This window comes from Agrobacterium sp. fls2-241-TYG-188a, from assembly GCF_030209845.1.
Map to the genome: position 1 here is coordinate 1467179 of NZ_JARVRD010000001.1, position 26227 is coordinate 1493405.

At 57.3% G+C, this 26227-nt stretch carries 24 protein-coding genes; 14 read left to right on the forward strand and 10 right to left on the reverse strand.

The annotated features are described in order from the left end of the window. Nucleotides 1–1995 (forward strand): acetyl/propionyl/methylcrotonyl-CoA carboxylase subunit alpha, encoded by a 1995-nt coding sequence (locus tag QRN85_RS06285; RefSeq protein ID WP_284756795.1) that lies wholly within the window; start codon nucleotides 1–3, stop codon nucleotides 1993–1995. A gap of 4 nt (nucleotides 1996–1999) precedes the next feature. Further along, a complete protein-coding gene (locus QRN85_RS06290; protein WP_284756793.1) occupies nucleotides 2000–2923 on the forward strand; it encodes a hydroxymethylglutaryl-CoA lyase in 924 nt (307 codons plus the stop codon). Between the two features lie 198 nt (nucleotides 2924–3121). Here QRN85_RS06290 and QRN85_RS06295 read toward each other — a convergent pair whose 3' ends face one another. From QRN85_RS06295 to QRN85_RS06320, 6 genes are all read right to left on the reverse strand, one after another. Further along, on the reverse strand, nucleotides 3122–3763 hold the full coding sequence (locus tag QRN85_RS06295; RefSeq protein ID WP_284756791.1) for a TetR/AcrR family transcriptional regulator: 642 nt from the start codon (nucleotides 3761–3763) through the stop codon (nucleotides 3122–3124). Between the two features lie 449 nt (nucleotides 3764–4212). Next, the gene (locus QRN85_RS06300) at nucleotides 4213–5370 is read right to left on the reverse strand and encodes an ABC transporter ATP-binding protein (RefSeq protein WP_284756790.1); all 1158 of its coding nucleotides are present in this window, start codon (nucleotides 5368–5370) and stop codon (nucleotides 4213–4215) included. A gap of 12 nt (nucleotides 5371–5382) precedes the next feature. Beyond that, nucleotides 5383–6213: a carbohydrate ABC transporter permease gene (locus QRN85_RS06305; protein ID WP_284756789.1), complete on the reverse strand. Its 831-nt coding sequence runs from the start codon at nucleotides 6211–6213 to the stop codon at nucleotides 5383–5385. Further along, nucleotides 6213–7130, reverse strand: a complete 918-nt coding sequence (locus tag QRN85_RS06310; RefSeq protein WP_284756787.1) for a carbohydrate ABC transporter permease — start codon at nucleotides 7128–7130, stop codon at nucleotides 6213–6215. The genes QRN85_RS06305 and QRN85_RS06310 overlap by 1 nt, the downstream gene beginning before the upstream one ends. Nucleotides 7131–7193: 63 nt before the next feature. Further along, nucleotides 7194–8411, reverse strand: a complete 1218-nt coding sequence (locus tag QRN85_RS06315) for an ABC transporter substrate-binding protein (protein ID WP_284756786.1) — start codon at nucleotides 8409–8411, stop codon at nucleotides 7194–7196. 132 nt (nucleotides 8412–8543) lie between these two features. Continuing rightward, nucleotides 8544–9299 carry a GntR family transcriptional regulator gene (locus tag QRN85_RS06320; protein WP_062589967.1) on the reverse strand — a complete coding sequence of 252 codons (756 nt, stop codon included), beginning with the start codon at nucleotides 9297–9299 and terminating at the stop codon, nucleotides 8544–8546. A 272-nt stretch (nucleotides 9300–9571) separates the two neighbouring features. Here QRN85_RS06320 and QRN85_RS06325 point away from each other — a divergent pair, with 272 nt between their 5' ends. The 5 genes from QRN85_RS06325 to arsH all read left to right on the forward strand — a co-directional run bounded on the left by QRN85_RS06325 (nucleotide 9572) and on the right by arsH (nucleotide 12829). Next, nucleotides 9572–9925 (forward strand): ArsR/SmtB family transcription factor, encoded by a 354-nt coding sequence (locus QRN85_RS06325; protein WP_284756784.1) that lies wholly within the window; start codon nucleotides 9572–9574, stop codon nucleotides 9923–9925. A 182-nt stretch (nucleotides 9926–10107) separates the two neighbouring features. Beyond that, on the forward strand, nucleotides 10108–10635 hold the full coding sequence (locus QRN85_RS06330; protein ID WP_113092264.1) for an arsenate reductase ArsC: 528 nt from the start codon (nucleotides 10108–10110) through the stop codon (nucleotides 10633–10635). A gap of 1 nt (nucleotide 10636) precedes the next feature. Continuing rightward, on the forward strand, nucleotides 10637–11698 hold the full coding sequence (gene arsB / locus QRN85_RS06335) for an ACR3 family arsenite efflux transporter (RefSeq protein ID WP_113100185.1): 1062 nt from the start codon (nucleotides 10637–10639) through the stop codon (nucleotides 11696–11698). Between the two features lie 2 nt (nucleotides 11699–11700). Further along, nucleotides 11701–12126, forward strand: a complete 426-nt coding sequence (arsC, locus tag QRN85_RS06340) for an arsenate reductase (glutaredoxin) (RefSeq protein ID WP_284756780.1) — start codon at nucleotides 11701–11703, stop codon at nucleotides 12124–12126. After that, a complete protein-coding gene (gene arsH / locus QRN85_RS06345) occupies nucleotides 12083–12829 on the forward strand; it encodes an arsenical resistance protein ArsH (protein ID WP_502870740.1) in 747 nt (248 codons plus the stop codon). The genes arsC and arsH overlap by 44 nt, the downstream gene beginning before the upstream one ends. An 85-nt stretch (nucleotides 12830–12914) precedes the next feature. Here arsH and QRN85_RS06350 read toward each other — a convergent pair whose 3' ends face one another. Further along, nucleotides 12915–14801: an MFS transporter gene (locus QRN85_RS06350; RefSeq protein ID WP_113092266.1), complete on the reverse strand. Its 1887-nt coding sequence runs from the start codon at nucleotides 14799–14801 to the stop codon at nucleotides 12915–12917. Between the two features lie 502 nt (nucleotides 14802–15303). Between QRN85_RS06350 and QRN85_RS06355 the strand changes: the two genes are divergently transcribed. After that, nucleotides 15304–16338, forward strand: coding sequence for an aspartate-semialdehyde dehydrogenase (locus QRN85_RS06355; protein ID WP_062589960.1), 1035 nt, complete (start codon nucleotides 15304–15306; stop codon nucleotides 16336–16338). 193 nt (nucleotides 16339–16531) lie between these two features. Then, nucleotides 16532–17347: a lytic murein transglycosylase gene (locus QRN85_RS06360; RefSeq protein WP_113218385.1), complete on the forward strand. Its 816-nt coding sequence runs from the start codon at nucleotides 16532–16534 to the stop codon at nucleotides 17345–17347. A gap of 25 nt (nucleotides 17348–17372) precedes the next feature. Here QRN85_RS06360 and QRN85_RS06365 read toward each other — a convergent pair whose 3' ends face one another. The 3 genes from QRN85_RS06365 to QRN85_RS06375 form a co-directional block, all read right to left on the reverse strand. Then, nucleotides 17373–18014, reverse strand: coding sequence for a carbonic anhydrase (locus QRN85_RS06365; RefSeq protein ID WP_062589958.1), 642 nt, complete (start codon nucleotides 18012–18014; stop codon nucleotides 17373–17375). A 74-nt stretch (nucleotides 18015–18088) separates the two neighbouring features. Beyond that, nucleotides 18089–18964, reverse strand: a complete 876-nt coding sequence (gene pdxY, locus QRN85_RS06370; RefSeq protein ID WP_284756776.1) for a pyridoxal kinase PdxY — start codon at nucleotides 18962–18964, stop codon at nucleotides 18089–18091. A 109-nt stretch (nucleotides 18965–19073) separates the two neighbouring features. Beyond that, a complete protein-coding gene (locus QRN85_RS06375) occupies nucleotides 19074–19721 on the reverse strand; it encodes a GntR family transcriptional regulator (RefSeq protein WP_062589956.1) in 648 nt (215 codons plus the stop codon). Nucleotides 19722–19972: 251 nt separating this feature from the next. On the opposite strand from QRN85_RS06375, the gene QRN85_RS06380 reads away from it, so the two are divergent. The 5 genes from QRN85_RS06380 to QRN85_RS06400 are packed head-to-tail and all read left to right on the forward strand — an operon-like array spanning nucleotide 19973 to nucleotide 26159. Next, nucleotides 19973–21214 (forward strand): NRAMP family divalent metal transporter, encoded by a 1242-nt coding sequence (locus QRN85_RS06380; protein ID WP_284756774.1) that lies wholly within the window; start codon nucleotides 19973–19975, stop codon nucleotides 21212–21214. A gap of 10 nt (nucleotides 21215–21224) precedes the next feature. Continuing rightward, on the forward strand, nucleotides 21225–22001 hold the full coding sequence (locus QRN85_RS06385; RefSeq protein ID WP_284756772.1) for a LamB/YcsF family protein: 777 nt from the start codon (nucleotides 21225–21227) through the stop codon (nucleotides 21999–22001). 3 nt (nucleotides 22002–22004) lie between these two features. After that, nucleotides 22005–22811, forward strand: coding sequence for a putative hydro-lyase (locus tag QRN85_RS06390; RefSeq protein ID WP_284756771.1), 807 nt, complete (start codon nucleotides 22005–22007; stop codon nucleotides 22809–22811). A 7-nt stretch (nucleotides 22812–22818) separates the two neighbouring features. Beyond that, the gene (locus tag QRN85_RS06395) at nucleotides 22819–24438 is read left to right on the forward strand and encodes a 5-oxoprolinase subunit B/C family protein (protein WP_284756770.1); all 1620 of its coding nucleotides are present in this window, start codon (nucleotides 22819–22821) and stop codon (nucleotides 24436–24438) included. Then, a complete protein-coding gene (locus tag QRN85_RS06400; protein WP_284756768.1) occupies nucleotides 24435–26159 on the forward strand; it encodes an acetyl/propionyl/methylcrotonyl-CoA carboxylase subunit alpha in 1725 nt (574 codons plus the stop codon). Before QRN85_RS06395 ends, QRN85_RS06400 begins: the two co-directional genes overlap by 4 nt. Nucleotides 26160–26227: the final 68 nt, after the last annotated feature.

Below are 26227 nucleotides of genomic sequence, written 5' to 3' on the forward strand. Positions count from 1 at the left end.
ATGTTCAAGAAGATCCTGATCGCCAATCGCGGGGAAATCGCCTGCCGCATCATTCACACCGCGCGGAGCATGGGCATTGCTACGGTGGCTGTGTATTCCGAGGCGGATGCGGGTGCGCGGCACGTGCGGCTTGCGGATGAAGCAATCCTCATTGGACCTGCATCTGCCCGTGAATCCTATTTAGTTGCCGAGAGGATTCTGGCTGCGGCGCGACGCACCGGCGCCGAGGCCATTCACCCCGGCTACGGCTTCCTGTCTGAAAATGACGACTTTGCCGAAGCCTGCGCTGCGAGCGGCATCGTGTTCATCGGTCCACCTGCGGCCGCCATTCGTGCCATGGGGTCCAAGTCGGCCGCCAAGGAGCTGATGGGCAAGGCGGGTGTGCCGCTCGTGCCCGGATATCACGGTGCGGATAATGATCCGGCGCTGCTTCAGCGCGAAGCGGACCTTATCGACTACCCCGTCCTTATCAAGGCCTCTGCGGGCGGTGGCGGCAAGGGAATGCGGCGCGTCGACCGCCCGGAGGATTTTGCCGATGCGCTCGGCTCCTGCCAACGCGAGGCGCGCAACGCCTTCGGCGACGATCATGTTCTTATCGAGAAATATATCCTCAAGCCGCGCCATATAGAAATCCAGATTTTTGCGGATGTCTTCGGCAACTGCATCCATCTCAATGAACGCGACTGCTCGGTACAGCGCCGGCACCAGAAGGTTCTGGAGGAAGCGCCCGCACCCGGAATGACGGATGAGCGACGTGCCGCCATGGGCGCTGCTGCTATAAAGGCGGCAAAAGCGGTGGGATATGTCGGGGCAGGAACCGTCGAGTTCATCGCGAACCAGGACGGATCCTTCTATTTCATGGAAATGAACACCCGCCTGCAGGTGGAGCATCCTGTCACGGAAATGGTGACCGGGCTTGACCTCGTCGAGTGGCAGTTGCGCGTTGCGTCCGGCGAGCCATTGCCGCTACGCCAGCAGGACGTGCTTTTGATGGGGCACGCTATAGAGGCGCGTATCTATGCGGAGGACGCGGACGCGGGGTTCCTGCCGTCAATCGGTACCATCAGGCATCTAAGGCTGCCCGCAACGGATGCCCGGGTGCGGGTAGACAGCGCGGTTGACGCAGGCGATGCCATATCCCCTCATTATGACCCCATGATTGCCAAACTGATCGTCCACGGGGCGGATCGAGAAGAGGCGCTGAAACGCATGGGCGAAGCACTGGGCTCGATCCAGATCGTCGGATTGACCGCCAATGTCGCCTTCCTCAGCCGCCTTGTCCAGACACCATCCTTTTCCGGGGCCGACCTCGATACTGGCCTGATCGAGCGCGAACAGGAGGCATTGTTTGCCGCTTCACCGGTCCCTGACGAGGTGTGGTATCTCGCGGCTCTGGACGAACTTCTGCGTGATGAGCCAGAGCAAAACGCATCACCATGGACGGCGATTGACGGCTGGAGGCTGAGCGGTCGAGCAGAACGTCGGATCGAGCTTTCCTGCAGGGGTGAGACTTGCAAGATAACGGCCTTTTCCTCGGGTAAGGGCTGGACGTTAGCGCTTTCTTCTGCGCGGGACACATCTGTTTTCGCACAAGGTCATGCGCGCAGAAGCGGCGCCGAAGCGACAATTTGCGTGTACCTTGGAGAGCGCCGATGCGAGGCGACAATCGTCAAGGATGCGGACGACCGCCATGTCTTCCATTCCGGGCAGAGCTATGTGGTGCGCCGACTGCCTGATCTCCAGTGGGAAAGCGGCACGCAGACCGGCAGCGGCGGCCTTCGTGCGCCGATGCCGGGCTCGGTCATTGCGCTTCTTGCGGAGGCCGGCGCATCCGTTAAGGCGGGAGATCCTTTGCTCATCATGGAAGCGATGAAAATGGAGCACACGATCACTGCGCCGTCAGATGGAACGCTTGCCAGCTTCCATTATGCAGTTGGCGATCAGGTGCTGGCAGGGGCGGAACTCGTCGATTTCCAGCCTGCGGTACAGGGATAGGGTGATGCAGCGAGCAAACGAAGACAAGGTCGTCATCGTAGAGGTTGGCCCAAGGGACGGATTGCAGAACGAAGCCGCGATTGTTGCGACGGAGGTGAAAGTCGAGCTGGTAAAGCGTCTTGCCAAGGCAGGGCTTCACCATATCGAAGCCACCGCTTTCGTTTCGCCGAAGTGGGTTCCGCAGATGGCGGACAGTACAGATGTGATGATGGCCTGCGCCAGGGCATCCGAGCTGGAGAATGTCACTCTCTCGGCGCTTACGCCCAATATCAAGGGTTTCGAGGCTGCAAGGGCAGCCGGAGCGCGAGAGGTCGCGGTATTTGCTTCTGCCTCCGAGACCTTTTCCCATCGCAACATCAACTGTTCCATCGATGAGTCCTTTGCGCGCTTTCGTCAGGTGTTCGAAGCTGCCCGGCTGGCCGGACTGCCGGTGCGCGGCTACGTTTCCTGCGCCATCGCCTGTCCCTATGAGGGAGCAATCGATCCCCGCGCTGTGGCGCGCGTCACGCGTCTGCTGCTGGAAAATGGTGCGCGTGAAGTATCGCTGGGTGATACGATCGGCGTGGGCACGCCAGCCAGGGTGAAGCGGATGATTGAAGCGGTCGCGGCAGAAGCTCCCCTATCGGCGCTCGCTGGCCATTTCCACGATACATACGGCATGGGCATCGCCAATATTCAGGCCGCACTGGATGCCGGAATACGCGTCTTCGACAGCTCGGTCGGCGGTTTGGGCGGCTGCCCCTATGCAGCTGGGGCAGCCGGCAACGTCGCGACGGAAGAGGTGGTCTATTTGCTGCAGGACCTTGGCCTTTGCCGCGATATAGACCTGGAGCAGCTGGCGGAAACGGCCTTATGGATTGCTGACGTCACGGGTCGCGCTGAGCTTTCGCGGGTAACGAAAGCACTGACAGGCAAATTGCGAAGGTGACGCGGCTTTATAGGGCCCCGTCGCCGCTTGCGTTCACAGCCCTGTCTTGAAAGATAATTACGCGACCGGTTTTAAAAACATCTCGCTAATTGGTGGCACTCCGGTTTCCTCGTCAGTCACCTGATTTCCTCCACCTCATCTCTGCCCTTACACCCCACTTTTCTGCATCTGTAGGCATGTGGGCTGATGCCAGGACGTTTAGCTCCGTCTCTCGCCCTCAGTTAACGTGCCTTTCAAGCCGCTGGAAATGAATGTCTTCAGGTCTGCGCCACTTTTGGCGATATCCTCATCATCCACTTTGCCATCGGATAACATGCGCATCCGGCCGGTGATGGAGAATATGTGCAGCATCGCCCCTACGGTGCAGACGTATCCGCGTACGACCTTGTCGTCTGGTACATTCGGACAAATTCTCTTGAGTTCAGCAATGAAAAGTTCGGACGTTGCGTCGAAATATCTATGGATGAGCTCGATCCAGCGGCTTGATTGGGCAAGGTGGGCAATCAGCCTGCCATAGTTTCGCCAGCCGTCGTTTTTCGTCGTCATCATCTCAAGAAAAGGATCGATGAAGGCATCCACGATCTTTTCGATCGAGCTTTCACTGGTTCCGGCAAAAACGAGCAGACGATTCTTTCTCTCACTGCTCAGGACATCGATCCGCCGCGCGATGACGGCTTCGAGCAGAGCCTCCTTCGACTCGAAATAGTAACTCATCAAACCAAGCCGGGCATCCGCGCGGCGCATGATCTCGCGTATGGGAACGGCGTCAAAGCCGGCTTCGGCAAACAGCGCCTCGGCGGAGTCCATGATTCTTGTCTTCGTATCCCGCGGCTCGGTCACACTATCTCCTTGGTAGAATCGAAAGTGGCAGTCATCCGTTGTCATCAAGATTGGCTCTGTTTGGATCAACGAGATGGCCCAGTAAATGCACTTAAGCAAGTTCTGAACACTTTCGATCGTCTCTACCTCAAATCCAGGAGTGACGTCGAGAGAACTGACGGATCAATTGACCGGTGAAGTGAGAGGGAGCGCCCACGGAAGCCTGGCATCACCATGGTTGATCGTCAGCGACGCAAAGCGGAAGCGTCACGGGTGATCGGTTCGGCATGGACACAACCGCATGATCCCGGCGACGTAGCCTAGGACTTCGCCGCTTCCATCGTCGTGAGCAAAGAGAAAAGGCAATGCAGATGTGAAGGGGATCGACTTTCTGTCGTCCCCCTTCCAAGGCTTGACCACTTTTCCATGGGGCGGCTCGGATTACCCGCCCCGGGCAGCCCGGCTGGGCGTTAGCCGGATTTGGCTATCCGCTGTCCAGACGTGGCCGAAAACAGGATTGGTTGATCAGGATCGATTGTGAGCGATACCGGCTGTCCCATCGACAATTCACAATAGCCGGGAACTGTCACCATGACCGCATCGAGGTCACCGTCGTCATTATGGGCTGTCCTGCCATCGGTGAGGCGCACGGCGATGATTGAATCGGCACCGACATGTTCGACCATGACAACCTCGCCACGCAGTGAGCCCGGCCTGGGCTCGGTGGTCAATGTGATTGCGTTGGGCCTTACGCCAAGGAGGACATCGCTTTCTGTCCCGGAAGTGGGGAGGTTGATGGGAACGGTTGTTGATCCCACCGTCAAGATGTCTCCCTGGTGTTTCGCGACGATGAGGTTCATTGGTGGTGTGCCGATGAAGCGCGCGACATAGGTATTTGCCGGATCGGTATAGATTTCCCGTGCCGTGCCGAACTGCTGGATGATGCCATCTCGCATAAGGGCAATCTTGGTGCCCATCGTCATTGCTTCCACCTGATCGTGGGTCACGTAGACGAAGGTTCCCCCGATCTCCTTATGGAGCCTCGATATTTCCGAGCGCATGGAGGTGCGCAGCTTTGCATCGAGGTTGGAGAGCGGTTCATCCATAAGGAAGACTTCAGGCTCGCGTACCATGGCGCGACCAAGGGCAACGCGCTGTCTCTGTCCGCCGGACAATGTGCGGGGAAACCTGTCCAGCATCTCCGTCAAGCCCAGGATTTTCGAAATCCTGCCGACTTTTTCAACGATGCGAGCAGAGTTTTCAATGCGGCGTTTTGCAATGCCGCCAATGAAAGGCAGGTGGTGCCACAGGCGAAATTCCTGCATCAGAAGGGGAAAGGACATGTTCCTGCGAACGGAGAGATGCGGGTAGAGTGCGTAGGACTGGAAAACGAAGGCGATGTCGCGATCACCCGGCGGCAGCTGGTCGACCCTTTTGCCTCCAATCATGATCTGACCGCCTGAAATGCTTTCCAGCCCTGCCAGCATTCGCAGCAGCGTGGATTTTCCACAGCCGGAGGGACCCAGCAGAACGAGGAAGTCATCCTCATCGATGGAGATATCGATATCGCGAATGACTTCCTTCGCGCCGAATTTCTTGGAAATATTGATGAGCTCGATAGCGGACATGACAGGTTCCTATCAGCCTTTGACGCTGCCAGCGGTCATTCCGGCGACCACGTAGCGTTGGGCGAAAAGATAAAAGACGATGGCAGGCAGGGTGTAGATGACGCCGACCGCCATGACGGAATGGATGGGCGTGGAAAGCTCGCCGACGAAACTTGCAAGACCGACCGAAGCGGTCCGCATGTTCTCGCTGCTGATCAGCGTTTGAGCGAAAACATATTCATTCCATCCATGGAAAAAGGAAATGACTGCGGCGGCTGCGAGTGTGGGGGCGATGAGCGGAATGACGATGCCGAGCACGATATCCAGCCGTGAGCATCCATCGACCCGCGCCGCTTCCTCAATTTCGATCGGTATGCCGTCAATGGCGCCCTTGATGATCCACGTTATGACCGGCACGACAAAGGCGGTATTGGCGAGGATGAGGCCAGAGGCGGTGTTCAAAAGATTGAGGTCCGCGAAGATTGAATAAAGCGGCACCACCAGCATTGCTTCCGGCAGCATCTGCGTCGCAAACAGGGCGAAGCCCAGAAGGGCCAGCCCCGTAAACCTGAAGCGAGACAGGGCATAGGCTGGCAAGACTGCAAGCAGGATACTGAGCACCGTTGTTCCCGCTGCGACGAGAAAACTGTTTTTCAGCCAGGTTGCGACCGGTATCGTGTTGAAAACCTCAAGGTAGATGCCGAGTTGCGACCATTCCGGCAGCAGCCGGGGCGAGGTCGCAAACAACTCCGATGACGGCGTCATCGACGTCACGAACATCCAGTAGATCGGAAAAGCGGCAAAGCCCAGCATGAGAAGAACCAAGAGGATGCGAAGGTGCTGGCCGTTGTGTCGAGTGCTCATCACCGTTTTCCCTGTGCCTGCTCGGTCATCTGGGTGACCTTGAAATAAATGACGGTCACCAGAAGAGCGATGGAGAGACCGATCATGCCGAAGGAGGCGGCGGTGCCGAGATCACGATAGACAAAGCCCTGTCGGTAAAGCTCGATGACGAGGGTGTTGGTCGCTCCAATCGGCCCGCCCTGCGTCATCAGCCAGATGAGATCGAAGCGTCGCAGAGACCAGATGGTGACGAAGAGTGTCAGCATCAGCACGGTCGGCTGGATGGTGGGCCAGGTTGCCGTCTTGAAAATGTTCAGGCGGTCTGCGCCGTCGATGACGGCCGCCTCTTTCAATTCCTGCGGCACACCTTGAAGTGCTGCAAGAATGACGACCGATGAGAACGGAAAGATTTGCCACACGGTGGTCAGGAGAATGGCTGGCAAAGCCAGGCCTGGATTATCCAGCCAGTTTTCGCTGCCCAATGGGAGGCCGAAAGCAGTCAGGATGCGGTTGAAGATGCCGTATTGGGAATTGAAAATCCAGGTGAAGATAAGGGCGACTGCCACCGAAGGCGCTGCCCAGGGAATGGTGACAAGCGCGCGGGCGACACCGCGCCCGAAAAACGGAGAATCGAGAAGCAGCGCCGATCCGAGGCCGACGCCGATAGCGAAGATCACGCAGGCCAGCGTATAGATCGCCGTAACCCACAAGACTTTCCACAGTTCGCCGTCTTCAATCAGGAAGGCATAGTTCTCCACGCCGACGAACGGATTGATATCCGGTGTCAACAGGTCCGTCGCGGTAAAGCTCATGTAGAGCTGCTGTACCAGCGGATAGAACTGAAATAGCAGAAGATAGATGCCGACAGGGGCGGCGAAGAGATATGGCGTCCACGGGTGGCCGTCTAGCCGTGCTCGAACGTGTCGGGCGCGTTCCATGATTGACCTCAAACTGAAAGCGGGTGGTTATGCGGAGGCCCGTGTCGAGCCTCCGCTGTTGTGTCACCGAAGAACGCGGCGCTCGACCAGAGTTTGCGCGCGGTCCATCGCTTCTTTCGGGTCTGCATTTTCGAGAAGGACTTTCAGCACCTGTTCCAGGACGATCTGCTGAATTTCAGGCGTTTTGCTCTCGTGCCCCATGACGAGTTGCGGAAGCGCGTTCTGCATCTGCCCCTCGTAGACTTTAAGCCAGGGTTGCTTGGCTTGTTCTTCGGCGGACATATCCAGCTTGGTGCCGACGCCGGTTCCCATGGCGGCCTGAAGGGCTTTCTGGTTTTCGGGCGAATAGACCCATTTGATAAATGATCCGGCCGCATCCTTGTGCTTGGTGTTGGCATTGACGACAAGCGCCGTCATGATGAGACCCTGGGCCTTGTCAGGAAACGGCGAAGGGGCAGCGGCAAAGGGCAGCTGTGGCGCGTTCTGGTGGAAAATGGCTGCCACGCCGCCATTGTCGACGTTCATGGCAATCTTGCCTTCCCAGAACATGCGGCGATAGGTTGCTGCATCAGCACCCTTTGGCGTTACGCTTGCGTCGTAAACCTTCTTATAGGCTTCTACACCCTTGATGACCTCTGGGCTGTTGAGCGTCAGCTTGCCATCCTTGTCGCTCCAGCGGCCGCCAAAGCCGAAGACATAATTGCACAAATCCTGCCAGAAACCTGCGCGCTCGGCCATCGTGGCGCGGTAAGCATAGCCGAAGGTACCATCCTTCGTCTTTTCCTTGGCGGCAGCCAGGAAGCTATCGAAGTCCTTCGGCGGCTCAGGCAGGATATCCTTGTTGTAAAGCAGGGCGTAACCCGTGGTATCGAAGAGCAGACCGTAACGAACGTCCTTCACCTTCATGAAGCGGTCGGGCCCCAGGAATTCATAGTCCTTGTCGTTGATCAGGTCGTTGAGTGGCAGCAGCCGACCGGACGGCACCGCAGCAAAAAAATCGGTCTGGTCAAATCGAACGAGATCCGGGCCTCCACCGCCACCCATCTGGGTGAAGACGGTATTGGCCAGGCTGGAGAAGGGAATCGCAATTGCTTCGACTTCGACCTTATCCTGACTTTCGTTGAATTTCTGAAGCCATGCTTTAACGCGGTCACCACGTCCGGCTTCGGCAAAGACGGCTGCTGCGAAAGTGATCTTCTCCTTTGCGAATGCTGTGGCGCCCCAAGGGACCAGAGCAGCCACCATCGTGGCCGCCATCAGTGATTTCATAGATATTTTCATTCTTGCTCCTCCCTGAGCGTTGTAGCGACACCTCCCCAGCGTCACCATCAGTTAGAATTTCGTGATATTTCAGCGTCGAAGATAAAGTGAGACGCCGCGCAATTGGCTTTATTGCGCGGTATTTCCTACGCTTCAGATATTGAAAATCGGCTCGATGCTACAGTCCAGAAGCCGGGGGTCCATCCCTACCTCCATCTCGTCGAACATCGAATCCACGAAGCCGATCAGTGCATCGGTTGCTGATATCGCGGTGTCGAGATGTCTATTGGCGACGGCATTGAGCACCGACAGATGGCAGTCGACGGTCTGTGAAAGATCTGCCTTCCCAAGCGTCAATGTGTGGTGGATAAAACCGATGCGACGATAAATCGTGTGCAATGGGCGCAGCGTATGCTCAAGGAAAGGCTCGTTCGCGGCAGAAAGCAGGATCTGATCTATCCGGCGGTCCAGAAGGTTGAATTCGGTCAGGGTAATCTTGTCGCGGCGCTCGCGCAGCGCGCGTTCTATATGCAGCATCTGATTGCGATGGGAGAGGCTGGCGCGTTCGATTGCCAGGCGCACGACAAACCGCTCCATATCGCGGCGCAATTGCAGAAGCAGCCGCTCCCGCGCCAGATCGATCGGGGCAACCCGAAGGCCGTGTCGCGGCAAAACGATGAGAAGTGTATCTGCGGCAAGCCTGCTGACGGCATTGTGGACAGGTGTGCGGCCAAGGCCTGTCACATCCTGCAGTTCCTGAAGGGTCAACTGGCGGCCGGGTTTCAGCTCGCAATTGATGAGGAGTTCTTCGATCCGTTCATAGGCGAGATCAAAAAAATTCACCCGGTTTGCCCGCTGCGGTTTTTGGCCGTCGGTTACGAGTTCGGGCTTGGTTTGCTTGCGTGCCATCTCCGGTCTCCTCCCACTGCGATCCAGAAAGCCAGCCTCATGCCGATATAAAACATGTTGTGAAATTTCACAAGGGCTAGTTTCCGCTTGGCCTGGGGCACAAAATCGATGTCCAGGCGGAAAGGGACATCCGCGCCGTGAGGTGTCCCGTTACCAATGCTCATGGAATGATACCCATGCCAGGGCAATGCCCAGATTGACCATGATTTCGAAGTTAACAACGAAGTTCTGAAAAGTCTTGACGGGAATAATAAATCCATTAATCTGGATATATGGAAAACGAAAATGCTATTTCGATACTCGCGGCCTTGGCTCAAAACACGCGGCTTGAGACATTCAGATTGCTCGTGAGCCACGAGCCCGATGGCGTGCCAGCTGGAGAGCTGGCGCGTCTGCTCAATGTTCCGCAGAACACGATGTCTGCCCATCTGGCCACACTCTCTCGTGCCGGCTTGGTCAGAAGCGAGCGTCAGAGCCGATCAATCATCTACCGGGCCGACCTCGACGCTTTGCGCGACTTGACGCTGTTCCTGCTGAAAGACTGCTGTGGCGGATCGACCGAGCTTTGCGCGCCGCTGATTGCAGAACTGACGCCATGCTGCGCACCGCTGGCGAAGCCATGTTGAGCGCGATCACGCTTTGCCAAGTGTCCGGTGACGACGTCCGTCTCTACAAGGCGCTCGACAGCGCTGCCGCGTGCTGATGTGCCGGCTGCGGTGCTTGCAACCCACCAGATGTCGTCAATTTGTAATTGTAGGCGACCATCATGACGATGAACATGACACCAACCTCATTACGGACCACACCCATGACTGACAAAATTTATAACGTACTGTTTCTCTGCACGGGCAATTCCGCCCGCTCTATTCTGGCCGAATCCATTCTCAACAAGGAAGGTGCAGGCAGGTTTAAAGCCTATTCCGCCGGAAGCCAGCCGAAGGGCGAAGTCAATCCCCATGCGCTGAAGGAACTGAATGCGCTCGGCTATGATTCGCAGGGCTTCTCGTCGAAGAGCTGGGATGTTTTCGCTGAGCCTGGCAGCCCGGAGATGGATTTCATCTTCACCGTCTGTGATAGCGCAGCCGGTGAAGCCTGCCCGGTATGGATCGGCCATCCGATGACCGCCCATTGGGGCGTCGAGGATCCGGCGGCTGTGGTTGGGACTGAGGTCGAAATTCAGCGCGCTTTCGCTCAAGCTGCACGGTTTTTGAAAAACCGGATCACCGCCTTCATCAATTTGCCAATCGCCTCGCTTGACCGCCTGGCCCTCGAACAGCACGTTCGCCAGATCGGCTCGCTTGAAGGCGCATCGGTCAAGTCCGCAAAGGCCGAGTGAAATGTCCACATTCGAACGATATCTGACGATCTGGGTGTTTCTCTGCATCGCAGTTGGAGTAGCCCTTGGACATCTGATGCCCGGCTTTTTCCAGATGATTGGGGCTGCGGAGATTGCCAAGGTCAATATTCCCGTCGCAATCCTGATCTGGCTGATGATCATTCCCATGCTGTTGAAAATCGATTTTCGGTCGCTGGGGCAGGTCGGGTCCTATTGGCGCGGGATCGGGGTTACGCTTTTCATAAACTGGGCGATCAAGCCGTTCTCAATGGCGCTTCTCGGATGGCTGTTTATCGGGTGGTTGTTCCGCCCCTATCTCCCGCAAGATCAGATCGATTCCTACATCGCAGGGCTGATTATCCTGGCTGCGGCACCATGCACCGCCATGGTTTTCGTCTGGAGCAATCTGACCCGTGGTGAACCGCTGTTTACGCTGTCGCAGGTGGCACTCAACGATGCCATCATGGTCGTCGCTTTCGCGCCGGTCGTCGGTTTGCTGCTCGGGCTTTCCGCAATCACGGTGCCATGGGCAACACTGGCGCTCTCTGTCGGTCTCTACATCGTCGTCCCGGTTGTGATCGCGCAGCTTTTAAGAAAACGGCTGACCGCGGACGGAAGCAGTCGCGCACTGGACAGCCTCTTGGCAAAGCTGCAGCCCATGTCGCTTGTTGCCCTGCTGGCGACGCTGGTTCTTCTCTTCGCATTTCAGGGCGAACAAATCATTTCCCAGCCGACCATCATCGCCCTGCTGGCTGTACCGATCCTTATTCAGGTCTATCTCAATTCCGGGCTCGCATATCTGTTGAACAGAATGGCGGGCGAGAGGCATTGCGTCGCCGGGCCATCCGCCCTGATCGGCGCCAGCAACTTCTTCGAACTGGCCGTTGCAGCGGCAATCAGCCTGTTCGGCTTCCAGTCCGGTGCGGCCCTGGCGACGGTCGTCGGCGTCCTGATTGAAGTTCCGGTGATGCTGTCTGTCGTCTGGATCGTGAACCGCTCGAAGGATTGGTACGAAGCATCGCCTGCAGTCTCGAAACGAGCAGCAGCTACCGAAAGGACATGAATATGAATGTCACCATCTACCACAACCCGGCCTGCGGAACGTCTCGCAATACGCTTGCCTTGATCAAAGCCGCGGGGATTGAGCCAACCGTCATCGAATATCTCCACAATCCGCCATCGCAAGAGCAACTTGCGAAGATGATTTCGGATGCGGGGCTGAGCGTGCGCGCGGCAATTCGTGAAAAGGGCACCCCCTACGGCGAACTCGGTCTCGACAATCCGGACTTGACCGATGATGAGTTGCTGGCGGCGATGATCGCGACACCGATCCTGATCAACAGGCCATTCGTCGTCACTCCGCTCGGCACCAGGCTTGCCCGGCCCTCGGAAGTTGTGCTCGACATCCTTCCTGCTGATGCCTTCAAAGGGTCTTTCACCAAGGAAGATGGAGAGCAGGTTCTCGATCAGGAAGGAAAGCGTATTGTCTGAAACATTCCCAGCGCTTCTGGAAAGCTCCCTTCAGCCGATTGAGCCCGCGATGCTGCAAACGGCATTCTCGACGCATAAGCCCAGAATATTGATCCTCTATGGATCTCTCCGCGAAGTTTCCTACAGCCGTCTGCTGGCTTTCGAGGTTCGTCGCCTGCTTGAGCGGTTTGGATGCGAGGTGCGGCTTTTCGATCCGGCCGGATTGCCGCTTCCAGACGAGGCACCTGCCAGCCACGCAAAGGTACAGGAGCTTCGCGCGCTTTCCGAATGGTCGGAAGGGCAGGTCTGGATCAGTCCTGAACGCCACGGCGCAATGACCGGCATCATGAAGTCTCAGATCGACTGGATACCCCTGGCAATCGGTTCCGTGCGCCCGACACAGGGCAAGACGCTGGCCGTGATGGAGGTCTCCGGCGGAAGTCAGTCCTTCAATGCCGTCAATCAGATGCGCATTCTCGGTCGCTGGATGCGGATGATTACCATCCCCAACCAGTCATCGGTCGCCAAGGCGTTTCAGGAATTCGATGCGGACGGACGGATGAAGCCGTCGTCCTATTATGATCGCGTCGTCGATGTCTGCGAGGAGCTGGTAAAGTTCACCATCCTTACCCGCGATGTTTCGACCTATCTGACCGATCGCTACAGCGAGCGGAAGGAAAAAGCGGCTGAGTTGGAAGAACGGGTGTCTCTCAGGTCCATCTGACCTTGCCTGACAAACGGAGGTTTTCAAATCTCGCATAAAAAAACCCGGCGATGGTATCGCCGGGTTTTCAGTATCAAAGGTTCTGTCAGTTCATTTGATGAATGTCACGATCCTTCGTTTCCGGCAGGAACAGAAGCCCGATGACGAGTGTAATGCCTGCGAAGATGATCGGGTACCACAGGCCATAATAGATATCGCCCTTGGCCGCACTCATGGCGAATGCTGTTGCGGGCAGAAGACCACCGAACCAGCCGTTACCGATGTGGTAGGGCAGGGACATGCCGGAGTAGCGGATGCGGGTCGGGAAGAGTTCGACCAGAAGCGCTGCGATCGGGCCGTAGACCATGGTCACGTAGATGACGAGAACGGTCAGCACGGCAATGATGACAACCCAGTTCACGGCTGCCGGATCGGCAACCATGGTAAAGGTACCACCGCCAGCAACGCTGTAGACAGGCATTTCAGTGACGCCGTTGACCTCTGCCGCAGTCAAGAGCTTATCGGCCACAAGCTTGTCTGCCGGAACCGTCTTTGCCGGTGTTGCACGCACTGCGTCGGCGTTGAGGCCAAGTTCAGGGTTCGCGGCGATGAAAGCATCGAGCTTGGCAGCCGGAACCTGCGCGGCACCGCGTACCAGCGGATAACCGCTGTCATGGAGCGCGATGTTGATCTGTTTCTGGAAGGCACGGTCATTGGCGGCAGCGTTGGCACCTGCGGCAATGGCGTCGTAGCTGGTGATGGTCTGCTCACCGATCTTGACCGTTGCTGGTTGACCCGCAGGCCCTTCGACAACGTCATAGGGCACGGAGTTTCTTGTCAGGAATGCGGTGGCAATATCGCAGGATGTGGTGAATTTTGCCGTGCCGGTTGGATTGAACTGGAACCGGCAGTCGCCAGGCGCGGCGGTGACGGTCGCACGGACTGAAGCCTGGGCCTGCGCAAGAGCCGGGTTACCTGCCCATGTCAGTGCCTTGAACAGCGGAAAGTAGGTCAGCATGGCCAGAACCAGACCCGCCATGATGATGGGTTTGCGTCCGACCTTATCGGAAAGCCATCCGAACAATACGAAGAAGCCGGTGCCAAGAAGCAGGGCGCATGCCACCATGATATTGGCGGACTGGCCATCGACCTTCAGAATGCTCTGCAGGAAGAACAGCGCATAGAACTGCCCCGTGTACCAGACGACCGCCTGACCGACGACTGCGCCCAGAAGTGCGATGATGGCGATCTTCGCATTCTTCCATTGGCCGAAAGCCTCGCTCAGAGGAGCCTTGGATGTCTTGCCTTCCTCCTTCATTTTCTTGAAGGCAGGGGATTCATTCATCTTCAGACGGATCCAGACGGAAACGCCGAGCAGGATGACGGAAAGCAGGAACGGAATGCGCCAGCCCCAGTCGGCGAAGGCTTCACGACCGACAGCAAATTGCACACCGAGAATGACGACGAGGGACAGGAACAGGCCGAGTGTCGCTGTCGTCTGGATCCATGATGTATAATAGCCGCGGCGGCCATTGGGGGCGTGCTCGGCAACATAGGTCGCCGCGCCGCCATACTCGCCACCCAGTGCCAGGCCTTGAAGCATACGCAGCAGGATGAGGATGATGGGAGCGGCAATGCCGATCTGGGCAGCGCCCGGCAGAATGCCCACCACGAAAGTGGAAAAGCCCATGATCAGGATTGTGATGAGAAAGGTGTATTTGCGTCCGACGATGTCGCCCAGGCGGCCAAACACCAATGCGCCGAACGGACGCACGAGGAAGCCAGCGGCGAATGCCAGAAGCGCGAAGATGTTGCGCGTTGTTTCCGGATACTGGCTGAAGAAGTTCGCGCCAATATAGATCGCCAGCGATCCATAAAGGTAAAAGTCATACCACTCGAACACTGTTCCAAGAGAAGAGGCAAAGATTACCTTCTTCTCTTCACCCGTCATCGGACGGGCTTTTTCCGCAGTTGCGGTCGCTATGTTTGCCATTGTCTGTCCTCCACAGAATGTCAATCGACGCATCACCTGCAGCCACGCTCTCCTCCAGGCTGCCCTTGCGGTGTGATGCACCTGACAACAGAGTGACAGATAATTAGCAAAAGGAAGAGCAATGCTTTCGGCTTATGACTTTAGTCTAAGGAAGGGGTTTGAAATTGCTGATGGCTGGAGCGGCTTTGGCAGCGTGAAGACGGTTTTGCCCTTTGATTGCGCTTGACAGATAGTCGAAACACCATAATAGGTTTGCCTCGAAAAGGAGCGCGATCTTGATCAGACATGTCCAAGACATGGTTGTCATGCACAATCCGGCAGGGTCTGCCGGTGGCGAATCGCGCTTTTTCTATTCCATCCGAATTACGGCCAAAACGACGATTAAAACCGTCTGACGTCTCTGGCCCGCCGCTCTCTCCCCGGTTTGGTCGGGGAAGAAGGAAGCCGCAGTTATGCGGGTTCCCCTCACCAAAAAGAGGAGAGGCAGAAAGAGAGCTTTATCATGGGTTTCAAAGTTGCAATCGCAGGCGCTACCGGCAATGTCGGTCGTGAAATGCTCAATATTCTCGCCGAGCGCGGGTTTCCGGCAGACGAAGTCGTTCCTTTGGCTTCGGCTCGTAGCCAGGGTACCGAAGTCTCCTATGGAGATCGTACGCTGAAGGTATCCAACCTGGAAAACTACGACTTTTCCGACACGGATATTTGCCTGATGTCGGCCGGTGGCGATGTATCCAAGAAGTGGTCACCAAAGATCGGCGCGCAAGGTTGCGTCGTGATCGATAACTCCTCTGCCTGGCGCTATGATCAGGACGTTCCGCTGATCGTGCCTGAAGTCAACCCCGATGCGGTTGAGGGCTTCAGCAAGCGCAACATCATTGCAAACCCCAATTGCTCCACGGCACAGCTTGTTGTTGCCTTGAAGCCTCTGCATGACTTTGCCAAGATCAAGCGCGTGGTCATCTCCACCTACCAGTCCGTTTCCGGTGCCGGCAAGGAAGGCATGGATGAGCTCTTCTCGCAGACCCGTGCGGTCTTCGTTGCTGACCCGATCGAGGCGAAGAAGTTCACCAAGCGCATCGCCTTCAACGTCATTCCCCACATCGACGTCTTCATGGAAGACGGTTACACGAAGGAAGAGTGGAAGGTCCTGGCCGAAACCAAGAAGATGCTCGACCCGAAGATCAAGGTCACCTGCACCGCCGTGCGCGTTCCCGTCTTCATCGGTCACTCGGAATCGGTCAATATTGAATTCGAAAGCGAAATCACGGCCGATCAGGCTCGCGACATCCTGCGGGAAGCCCCCGGCTGCCTTGTTATCGACAAGCATGAAAATGGCGGATACATCACGCCGGTTGAATGCGCTGGTGAAGATGCCACCTATATTTCGCGTATTCGAGAGGATGCGACTGTTGAGAATGGTCTCAACATCTGGGTGGTTTCCGACAACCTGCGCAAGGGCGCTGCCCTGAACGCGATCCAGATTGCTGAGCTTCTCGTCAACCGGGGTCTTATCAAGCCGCGCAAGGCTGCTGCCTGATACGGTTTTTTAACATCTATTAACTATAACCCGTCCACTCAGCTGCTGTAATGGGCGGGTTTTCCGATGTGTCTGCATCACGGGCAGTTTATTTGCCGGTTATGACTTAGCTAGGCAATTTGAAAATCCAAGCATTCTCTGCGGTGTGGCGACAGGTCTGGGTATAATCCCAAAATATTGAAGGCAAATTCTCATGCGGGCAATGAAAGCTTTTTCCGTTGGCGTAGTATTGGCGGCGGCGCTTGCGGCCTCACCGGTTCTGGCGGCGCAATGCGGCAATACATCAGCAGGCTTCAACGCCTGGGTCGGTGCGTTCAAACAGGAAGCTGCAGGGCGCGGCGTCAGCCCCTCCGTTCTCGACAAGGCTTTCTCGAATGTGACCTATAATCAGGCGACCATTCGGGCCGATCGTGGTCAGCACAGTTTCAAGCTCTCATTTGAGCAATTCATGCAAAAGCGCGGCGGTCAGGCGATCATCAGCCGTGGCAAGACAATGAAGAAGAACAACGCTTCGCTCTTTGCCAATATCGAACGCGCCTATGGTGTGCCTGCCGGCCCGCTTCTGGCAATCTGGGGCATGGAAACCGGCTTTGGCGGCTTCATGGGCAACCAGCATACGCTGTCTGCCGTCGCGACTCTGTCTTATGATTGCCGTCGTTCCGACTACTTTACCGAACAGCTCTATGCTGCCCTGAAGCTTGTCGGTAGCGGTAATCTCAGCACAACGGCAAAGGGTGCTGCCCATGGTGAAATCGGCCAGACCCAGTTCCTGCCGCTCAACGTGGTTCGTTATGGCGTCGATTTCGATCGCGACGGTCGTATAGACCTCGTCGGCTCACGTGCAGATGCGTTGGCATCGACCGCAAACTTCCTCGTCGGTCACGGCTGGCAGCGTGGTGCGGGATATCAGCAAGGACAGGCAAACTTTGCGGCAATCCAGGGATGGAATGCAGCAAGTGTCTATCAACAGTCGATCGCCTTCATCGGTAAGGCAATCGACGGCCAATAGGTCAGCCGCCGATCGCTTTCAGACTTCAAAAATCCGGGCGGCGAAAGTCGCCCGTTTTGCTGTCCATCACCCACAATTCGCCGGTCGAGATATCGAACCATGCGCCGTGCAGTTTCACCTTGCCGGCTGTCTCCTGCGCTTTCACAAAGGGAAAGCCGCGCAGGTTCTTGACCGAGTTGCGGATCGAGACGCGCTCCAGCGCAGTCTGGCGTTCGGACGCCGTCATCACATCGTTGCTCTGGATCTGCTCGGCGGACGATTTGACCAGATTCATCCACTTGCCGATGAAGTCACCGGGCGACAGGGGCTCGAGGTTGGGATCGAGTGCGGCCTGAATACCGCCGCAACGTCCATGACCCATAACAACGATATCTTTGACCTTCAGGACCTGAACGGCATATTCGATGGCGGCTGAGGTTGCGTGATACTGGCCATCCGGCTCAAAGGGTGGCACCATGTTGGCGACGTTTCTGACGACAAACAATTCGCCAGGGCCGCAGTCGAAAATGGTCTCCGGTGCTGATCTGGAGTCACAACAGGCAATGATGAGCGTTTGCGGCTTCTGCCCGGTGTCGGCAAGGACGCGGTATCTTTCTCGTTCATCGATGTAACGGCCGCTCATGAAGTTTTTGTAGCCGTTGAGCAGGTAGTCTGGAAAATCTTTCATGATATCGCAGTACCATCGTCTTGGGGCCAGCCTCACCATCGAAGCCAGCGCGTTGAAACCCGTTTTTCGCTCCGCTATTTGCGCTTGCTTCGGGAAGGATGCAAGAGATGACGCATCTGAACCATTGCCATTGGTGTGGAAAGGCTGGATGCGTCGGTTTCCAGTGTCAGTTCGTTGACGCCGCGCTTCATCGTTCTGGCCAGAACTTCAAAGACGCTGGCTGTGGCCAGTTGCAGCGCTTTTTCATCACTGCAACCCTGAAGCAGGCGTGCCAGGAAAAGTGAGGCAAGAAGGTCTCCCAGCCCATTGGGCACGTTTTCGATGGCACGATGCTCGGCCAACAGGGCGTGGCTTCCGCTCAGGAACAGGTTGCCGATGCCACCACTCATCATCGGAACGGACGATGTAACGAGCATCTTTGCAGGGCCAAGCGCCAGCGCCGCATCCATGATATCAGTGTTGGTCTCAAGCTCGGCGCCACTCATCCAGGCAAGCTCGTAGCGGTTGGGTGTCGCAACGGCTGCCAGTGGCACCAGTTCATCGCGAATGGCCTGTGCCGTTTCGACGGGCACGTAAAGGCCGCCCTTGTCGCCCATGACAGGATCGCACAGATAGAGCAGGTCGGGGTTGCGTTCCTTCATTTCCCGAATGAGCTTTGCGACCGAGCGGACCTGTTCTGCGCTGCCGAAATAACCGGTCAGGATAGCGCGGACTTCCCCAGACCAACGGGATTGGGCAAGCTCCTGCATTGCCCTGTCGAAATCGCCATTGTCGAAGCGCAGGCGCGTTGACGGGCCGTGGCCGGGATGCCAGGGCAGGACAATCGTGGGAACGGCCCAGACCGGAAAACCGAGCGTCTCCAGCCCGAATACAGCGGCCCGGTTGCCAACGGAGCCACGCATGACGTGGCTTGAAATGACGATTACGGAGCCGTTGGTATTATCCTGCATGGCACACTCTTCGACTGGTCAGACGATGCTGCCTCAAGCAGCATCTTTTCCTGGCTCCTCATGGCACATCGGCTTTCAGCTTTCCACCAATAAGTAAGCGCGCCGGGGGCTACCTTGCTATGCGCTCCAATGCCTTCAAAACTGTCCGCTCCGACAGATTGAGGTAAAGCTCCATCTGGGACGCTGCTTCAACGACCTCGCCCTTTTCGACGAGCTCAAGAATTTGCGCATTCATGTCCACAAAGGGGGAGTGAAGCTGCTCTGGATCCTTCAGAAGTCCAAAGCTCAAGCGAAGTTCTGCCGCCACGCGTGCGTAGAAATCGCTTAATCGGCTGCTGTCCGAAAGATCGACCACGGCTGCATGAAACTTCATATTGGCGCTGCCAACCTCGCGCCAGTCAGCCAGATCATGCTGTTTTCTGGCGTGCTCCACCGCCCCACGCATGACTGCCACCGCCGGGTGCTTGGGCCATGCCTGGCGCAGGGCGCCGCATTCCAGCATTCGTCTGACGCGGTAAATATCGATGATGGAGTCAGTGCTGGGGACGGAAACGAAGACGCCGCGATTGGCTTCGTGTCGCAACAGCCCGTCTTTGGTAAGAAGCCGGAACGCTTCACGCAGGGAATTGCGCGAAATGTCCAGTCTCTCGCTGAAAGCCGCTTCTGAGAGCCGCTGCCCCGGCGCAAGTGCACCCGTGATCAGGAGGTCGCGAATATCTTTCGCCACACGATCCGCAAGCGGCAAAGGTTCGGTCATGGGTTTCTCTTCATCTGGCAATAGCTGGCTTGAGGAAACGGGAAATCGGCTGTCTCCTGTGGGTTGCAATACCATAAATAATAGGCATGGCACGTAAAAATCCTGCTTATTTTCAACGCATTCGTCCCAAATATTGCTCAAAATGAAAGAACGATAAAATTTAATTGTTCAACAATATTGACAATTTTGTAGATGCGGACAAGATTTCCAACAATGCACCGCGAGGGGCGGTTGCAATAAGGAGAAAATCCATGGAGCAAACAAAAATTGCCCAGACTGTCGAGTTCGCCCGGTCAAGACGCGCGTCGCTCACAGCTGCCATCTTCCTGATGGCAACATCGGCCATCGGGCCTGGCTTTATCACGCAAACGGCAACATTTACCGCCAAACTCGGTTCGGCCTTCGCCTTTGCAATCCTCGCCTCGATTGTCATCGACTTCGTGGTGCAGCTGAATATCTGGCGCATCGTCACCTTGACCCGCATGAGAGCGTCCGACATCGCCAACGCGGCGATCCCTGGCTCTGGCTATGTTCTCGCCATTCTTGTCATCGTCGGCGGGCTGTTCTTCAACATCGGCAATATCGGCGGGTCCGGGCTTGGTCTGAATGCGATGCTCGGCCTTGATCCCAAGTGGGGCGGCGTGCTGAGCGCACTCCTCGCCATCGGCATCTTCCTTTCCAAGCGCGCTGGCATGGCTGTCGACCGGTTCATCATCTTTGCCGGTATTCTGATGATCGTGCTGACCGTCTACGTTGCTTTTGCATCTGGTCCACCGGTTGGAGATGCGCTGTTCCAGACATTTCTCCCATCCACGATCGACTTCGCGACGATCACCACCATCGTTGGCGGGACCGTCGGTGGCTACATTACCTATTCCGGCGCCCACAGATTGCTCGACAAGGGAATGGTCGGCGTTGAAAATCTCGGTTCTGTAAACCGGGCAGCTCTGACAGGCATAGCGGTGACCGGCGTCATGCGTTACGTGCTGTTTCTCGCCATCCTCGGCGTTGTCGCAAGCGGCGTTGCCATCGATGTCTCGGGCAAGGGCGCAAACCCTGCGGCGCAGGCCTTCCAGGTTGCGGCTGGCGATATAGGTCTGAGAATATTCGGCGTCGTTCTCTGGGCTGCTGCCATCACATCCGTCATTGGTGCCGCTTATACCTCGGTGTCTTTCATCACCATCTTCAACAAGAATATCACCGAACGTGGCCGCAACATCGCCACCGTCATCTTCATCGCAGTATCGCTCTTCTTCTATATGGTCATCACCACGCCACCGGCTCAGATGCTTGTATTCGTTGGCGGACTCAACGGTCTCATCCTTCCAATCGGTCTGTCCATCTTCATTTATGCGGCCTGGGCGCGCTCCGATCTGATGGAAGGCTATCGTTATCCCCGTTGGCTTCTTGTGCTTGGCGTTATCGCCTGCGCGCTCACGTGGTACATGGGCTACAAATCCATCGGTCCAATCTTCGCACTCTTGACGGCGTAAGGAGAAAAACATGGCCTCCATTGATCTGAACAGCGACCTCGGTGAAAGCTACGGTGCCTGGAGCATGGGTGACGATGGCGCAATGCTTTCCGTCGTTTCCAGCGCCAACATCGCCTGCGGATTTCACGCGGGTGACCCGGCGGGCATTTATCGCACCGTCAAGGCCGCCGTCGCCAATGGCGTGGTCATTGGAGCCCATGTTTCCTACCCGGATCGCGTCGGTTTTGGCCGGCGCGACATGGACGTCACCACAGATGAGTTGATCGCCGATGTGATTTACCAGATCGGTGCGCTGAAAGGCATCGCTTCGGCCGCAGGTGCGTCTGTCCGGTATGTCAAACCCCATGGCGCCCTTTACAATCGCATCGCCAATGACGCAAAGCAGGGCCAGGCCGTCATCGATGCGATCAAGGCCATTGATTCCTCTCTGGTTCTGATGGGGCTCGCCAACGCGCCCATTCTGGAGCTGGCCCGCAAGTCCGGATTGTCGGTGGTGTCGGAAGCGTTTGCCGATCGTGCCTACACACCGCAGGGACAGTTGGTGTCCCGGCGAGAAGAGGGTGCCGTCCTGCATGATGCGGATGCGATTGCCGCGCGCATGGTTCAGCTTGCGCGTGAGGGAACCCTGGAAGCCATCGACGGAAGCATCATCAAAATCGATGCGCAGTCCATCTGTGTTCATGGCGACAGCCCCGGTGCCGTCGCTATCGCGAAGCAGATCCGTCAGCGGTTCGAAGCTGAAGCCATCGCAATCCGTTCGTTTGCCATTACGCAACAGGGAGTGTGAGGCATGAACCCAACATCCTTTCTGAGCCACACCGATGCATCTGCCGCACGCAACGCAAGGCAAAGCTATCGCGATGGCCTGGTTGCGCCGACATCGGGCATCGCGCCCGGTTTTACCCAGGCGAACATGATTGTCCTGCCACGAGACTGGGCTTTCGAGTTTCTGCTTTATGCGCAGCGCAATCCAAAGCCATGCCCGGTGCTGGACGTGTCCGATCCCGGCGTGCCGACGACCTTGCTTGCGCCGGGTGCGGATCTTCGCACCGATCTGCCTCTCTACAGAATCTGGCGAGATGGCAAGATGGTTGAGGAAACCGCTGACGCGACGGCTGCCTGGGCCGAGCGCGACGATCTCGTGGCATTCCTCATCGGTTGCAGCTTCACCTTCGAAACGCCGATGGTGGAGGCAGGCATCGAAATCCGCCACATGACGGATAAGCGCAATGTGCCGATGTATCTGACGAACCAGCCCTGCCGTCCGGCCGGTCGCTTACAGGGCAACATGGTCGTCTCCATGCGTCCCATCCAGGCGTCGCGGGTTGCGGATGCTGCAACGATCTCAGGACGGTTCCCTGCGGTTCACGGTTCTCCTGTCCACATTGGCTCGCCCGAGGAAATCGGGATTGCCGATCTGGCCAAACCGGATTTCGGAGATGCCGTGCGCATAGAGCCGGGTGAAGTCCCGGTGTTCTGGGCCTGCGGTGTCACACCTCAGGCTGCGGTCATGGCATCCGGCGTTCCCTTCGCAATTACCCATTCGCCGGGACATATGTTCATCACTGACATCCCGGATTCGGCCTATCATGCGTGAGGACAGAATGCGCTTTCTCCCCGCAAGCCTCACAACCGTTCTGGTAGAGCTCGCCGATCTCGATCAGACGCTTGCCCTGTTCGCGTCGCTGGAAGCAAATCCCATCAAGGGCATTGAGGAGACGGTGCCCGCTGCCCGTACCTTGATGATCCGCTTCAGGCCCGCCGATATCAGTGCTGAAGATCTGGCTTGTGAAATCGCAACACGTGATCTGTCTGCCAAGATCGTGCCCTCGGACAAGCTGGTTGAAATTCCGGTTCGTTACGATGGCGAGGATCTCGCCGACGTTGCCGAACTGACGGGTCTGAGTGTCGAAGAGGTTATTCGTCGCCACACAGAGAGTGAGTTTACGGTCGCATTCTGTGGCTTCGCTCCCGGCTTCGGATATCTCGTCGGTGGCGATCCAGCCCTGCATGTGCCGCGCCGTCAAAGCCCGCGCACCCGTATTCCGGCCGGATCTGTTGCTCTCGCGGGTGCTTTCAGCGGCGTCTATCCACAAAACAGCCCCGGCGGCTGGCAGATACTGGGCACCACGCCTTTGAAAATGTGGGACATTGGACGGGACCCTGGCGCTATCTTGCAGCCCGGCTATCGCGTGCGGTTTTTCGATATGGAGAAGTCCGGCAAAGAGGTTGAAACGGCTGAGACCCCATCAACGGGCGCCGATGTCCGCTCGACCTCCAATTCCGCCCGCTTTGAAGTTTTGTCAGCACCGATCCCGGCCATTTTTCAGGATCTGGGACGCTTCGGGCAGACCGGTCAGGGCGTGTCTGCGTCGGGGGCTCTCGATCGTTCCTCGTTCAACGCTGCCAATCGCATTGTCGGCAATCCCGTCAACACGGCCTGTCTGGAACTGACACTGGGCGGCTTTTCCTTCAAGAGCACGACGCGCGCCGTGATCGGCGTGGCAGGCGCGCCATGCGTCATCACGGTAGAAGGCGCATCCTGCAGCTTTGAGACTGGAACATACACTCCGATATCCCTCGAACCAGGCGATGGGGTCAAATTCGGAAATCCGGCTAAGGGTATGCGGAGCTATCTCGCGGTTCGCGGCGGCTTTGATGTCGCGCCGGTCTTGGGAAGCGCTGCAACGGATACCCTCGCCGTCGTCGGGCCTGAGGCCATCGTGGCGGGATCCGTGCTGGAGCTGCGCAATGACAAGAGCGGGCTTTCCTCCGTTTCAATCCATGAGCTTCCGGCATTCGATTTGCCCAGCTCCGGTGACACTGTGACACTCGACATTGTCTATGGTCCCCGGACGGACTGGTTCACGCAAAAAGGTGTCGAAACACTGACGAGCCAGCTTTGGCAGGTCACACCCCAGTCGAGCCGCGTGGGCATTCGGCTGGCGGGTGATGAGCCACTGGAGCGCAGGGACAGTGCAGAACTCCCAAGCGAAGGCACCGCGACCGGCGCGATCCAGATTCCCCATAGCGGGCAGCCAGTTCTGTTCCTCGCGGACCATCCGCTCACTGGTGGATATCCCGTCGTGGGCGCTGTTGCAGAGTATCATCTTGATCTCGCGGGCCAGATACCCATCAACGCCAAGATACAGTTTCGCCCGCTTGGGCCCTTCGCAGAGATTGCTGCGACCAGGAAAACAAAAATATCGGGAGAGCAGCCATGAAGAAAGTACTGATTGCCAATCGCGGTGAGATTGCGGTGCGCATCATCCGCGCCTGTCGCGATTATGGTATCGGATCCGTGGCGGTCTACGCCGACCCCGATCAGGATGCCGTCTTCGTTCGGCTCGCCGATGAGGCCTATGCGCTGGAAGGCGTTAGACCCGCAGACACCTATCTGAACATCGAAAAGCTGATTGCCATTGCCCGCCGCTCCGGTGCCGACGCGGTTCACCCCGGCTATGGCTTTTTGTCGGAACGGGCTGAATTCGCTCAGGCCGTCATCGATGCAGGGTTGATATGGATCGGCCCTGATCCTGAGGTGATCAGGATATTGGGTGACAAGGTCGAGGCACGCCGCATTGCAACCAGTGTCGGCGCCCCGCTTGTTGCAGGCAGCGACGGTCCGGTTGCGACCGCAGCCGAGGTTGTCGCATTCGCAGAGCAACACGGCCTGCCGGTGGCCATCAAGGCCGCACATGGCGGTGGCGGACGTGGCATCAAGGTTGCCTGGAAGCTTGATGAGATCGCCGATCTCTACGATTCCGCCGTTCGTGAAGCGACGGCAGCCTTCGGGCGCGGCGAATGCTTCCTGGAGCGGTTTCTGGATCGCCCACGTCACATCGAAGCGCAGGTCATAGCCGACAAGCATGGCAATGTGGTCGTGCTTGGAACCCGCGATTGTTCACTGCAGCGCCGGAACCAGAAACTGATCGAAGAGGCGCCCGCGCCGTTCTTAAGTGGCGAGCAGCGGCAGAAAATCCACGAAGCTGCGAAGGCAATATGCGCCGCAGCCAAATATTCAGGCGCCGGAACGGTCGAGTTCCTGCTGGGAGTAGATGGCACCATTTCCTTCCTTGAGGTCAATACACGTCTTCAGGTGGAGCATCCTGTCACAGAAGAAACGACGGGCATCGATCTTGTCATCGAGCAGTTCCGCGTCGCAGAGGGCCATGCATTGCGCGTGACCGAGACCCCGGAACCCCGTGGTCACTCGATGGAATTTCGTATCAATGCCGAAGATCCCGGTCGTGGCTTCCTGCCGACACCGGGCGCGATCTCGCTCTTCGAGCCCCCGTCTGGACCCGGTATCCGGCTCGACAGCGGCGTGGTCACGGGATCGACCATTCCCGGTGTTTTCGACTCGCTTATGGCAAAACTCATTGTGACCGGAGCGGACCGTGAACAGGTTTTGCGCCGCGCCCGCCGTGCGCTGAAGGAATTCAAGATCGAAGGCATCGCCACCGTTCTTCCCTTTCATCGTGCCGCAATCGACTCTCCCGATTTTACGGCTGAGGACGGCTTCAAGGTTCATACGCGCTGGATTGAAACCGATTTTGCCGACATCCCGGAAGCAATGGAGCGGCCCGCTCCGGTTGACGACGCCACGATGATCCGCACATGGCTGGAAATCGATGGCAAACGGACAAGTGTCGGCCTGCCTCACCTTCTGCTGGCTGGACTAGGCGGGGTTGGGACAGATCGGCCTGCGGCTTCAACTTCCACCGCCACACAGCAGGACGGCATCATGGCCCCAGTTTCAGGCACCTTGCAATCATTCAAGGTGGCCGATGGCGACGAGGTGTCGCAAGGCGATCTCGTCGCGGTGATGGAAGCCATGAAGATGGAAACGCAACTCATCGCGCCGAAATCCGGCACGGTGCGGTTACGGGTAAAAGAAGGTGATTACCTTCAGTCCGGTGACGTGGTGGTCATCTACGAATGACCGCGCTTGGCCAAAATCGACAGTACGACGTGACGCCTTCTGTCGATCTTGGCCAAGCTTTCATTTTG

Coding starts and splice junctions, on each gene's coding strand:
- QRN85_RS06285 (WP_284756795.1), top strand. CDS start 1: ATGTTCAAGAAGATCCTGATCGCCAATCGCGGGGAAATCGCCTGCCGC.
- QRN85_RS06290 (WP_284756793.1), top strand. CDS start 2,000: ATGCAGCGAGCAAACGAAGACAAGGTCGTCATCGTAGAGGTTGGCCCA.
- QRN85_RS06300 (WP_284756790.1), bottom strand. CDS start 5,370: ATGTCCGCTATCGAGCTCATCAATATTTCCAAGAAATTCGGCGCGAAG.
- QRN85_RS06305 (WP_284756789.1), bottom strand. CDS start 6,213: ATGAGCACTCGACACAACGGCCAGCACCTTCGCATCCTCTTGGTTCTT.
- QRN85_RS06310 (WP_284756787.1), bottom strand. CDS start 7,130: ATGGAACGCGCCCGACACGTTCGAGCACGGCTAGACGGCCACCCGTGG.
- QRN85_RS06315 (WP_284756786.1), bottom strand. CDS start 8,411: ATGAAAATATCTATGAAATCACTGATGGCGGCCACGATGGTGGCTGCT.
- QRN85_RS06320 (WP_062589967.1), bottom strand. CDS start 9,299: ATGGCACGCAAGCAAACCAAGCCCGAACTCGTAACCGACGGCCAAAAA.
- QRN85_RS06325 (WP_284756784.1), top strand. CDS start 9,572: ATGGAAAACGAAAATGCTATTTCGATACTCGCGGCCTTGGCTCAAAAC.
- QRN85_RS06330 (WP_113092264.1), top strand. CDS start 10,108: ATGACTGACAAAATTTATAACGTACTGTTTCTCTGCACGGGCAATTCC.
- arsB (WP_113100185.1), top strand. CDS start 10,637: ATGTCCACATTCGAACGATATCTGACGATCTGGGTGTTTCTCTGCATC.
- arsC (WP_284756780.1), top strand. CDS start 11,701: ATGAATGTCACCATCTACCACAACCCGGCCTGCGGAACGTCTCGCAAT.
- arsH (WP_502870740.1), top strand. CDS start 12,083: ATGGAGAGCAGGTTCTCGATCAGGAAGGAAAGCGTATTGTCTGAAACA.
- QRN85_RS06350 (WP_113092266.1), bottom strand. CDS start 14,801: ATGGCAAACATAGCGACCGCAACTGCGGAAAAAGCCCGTCCGATGACG.
- QRN85_RS06355 (WP_062589960.1), top strand. CDS start 15,304: ATGGGTTTCAAAGTTGCAATCGCAGGCGCTACCGGCAATGTCGGTCGT.
- QRN85_RS06360 (WP_113218385.1), top strand. CDS start 16,532: ATGCGGGCAATGAAAGCTTTTTCCGTTGGCGTAGTATTGGCGGCGGCG.
- QRN85_RS06365 (WP_062589958.1), bottom strand. CDS start 18,014: ATGAAAGATTTTCCAGACTACCTGCTCAACGGCTACAAAAACTTCATG.
- pdxY (WP_284756776.1), bottom strand. CDS start 18,964: ATGCAGGATAATACCAACGGCTCCGTAATCGTCATTTCAAGCCACGTC.
- QRN85_RS06375 (WP_062589956.1), bottom strand. CDS start 19,721: ATGACCGAACCTTTGCCGCTTGCGGATCGTGTGGCGAAAGATATTCGC.
- QRN85_RS06380 (WP_284756774.1), top strand. CDS start 19,973: ATGGAGCAAACAAAAATTGCCCAGACTGTCGAGTTCGCCCGGTCAAGA.
- QRN85_RS06385 (WP_284756772.1), top strand. CDS start 21,225: ATGGCCTCCATTGATCTGAACAGCGACCTCGGTGAAAGCTACGGTGCC.
- QRN85_RS06390 (WP_284756771.1), top strand. CDS start 22,005: ATGAACCCAACATCCTTTCTGAGCCACACCGATGCATCTGCCGCACGC.
- QRN85_RS06395 (WP_284756770.1), top strand. CDS start 22,819: ATGCGCTTTCTCCCCGCAAGCCTCACAACCGTTCTGGTAGAGCTCGCC.
- QRN85_RS06400 (WP_284756768.1), top strand. CDS start 24,435: ATGAAGAAAGTACTGATTGCCAATCGCGGTGAGATTGCGGTGCGCATC.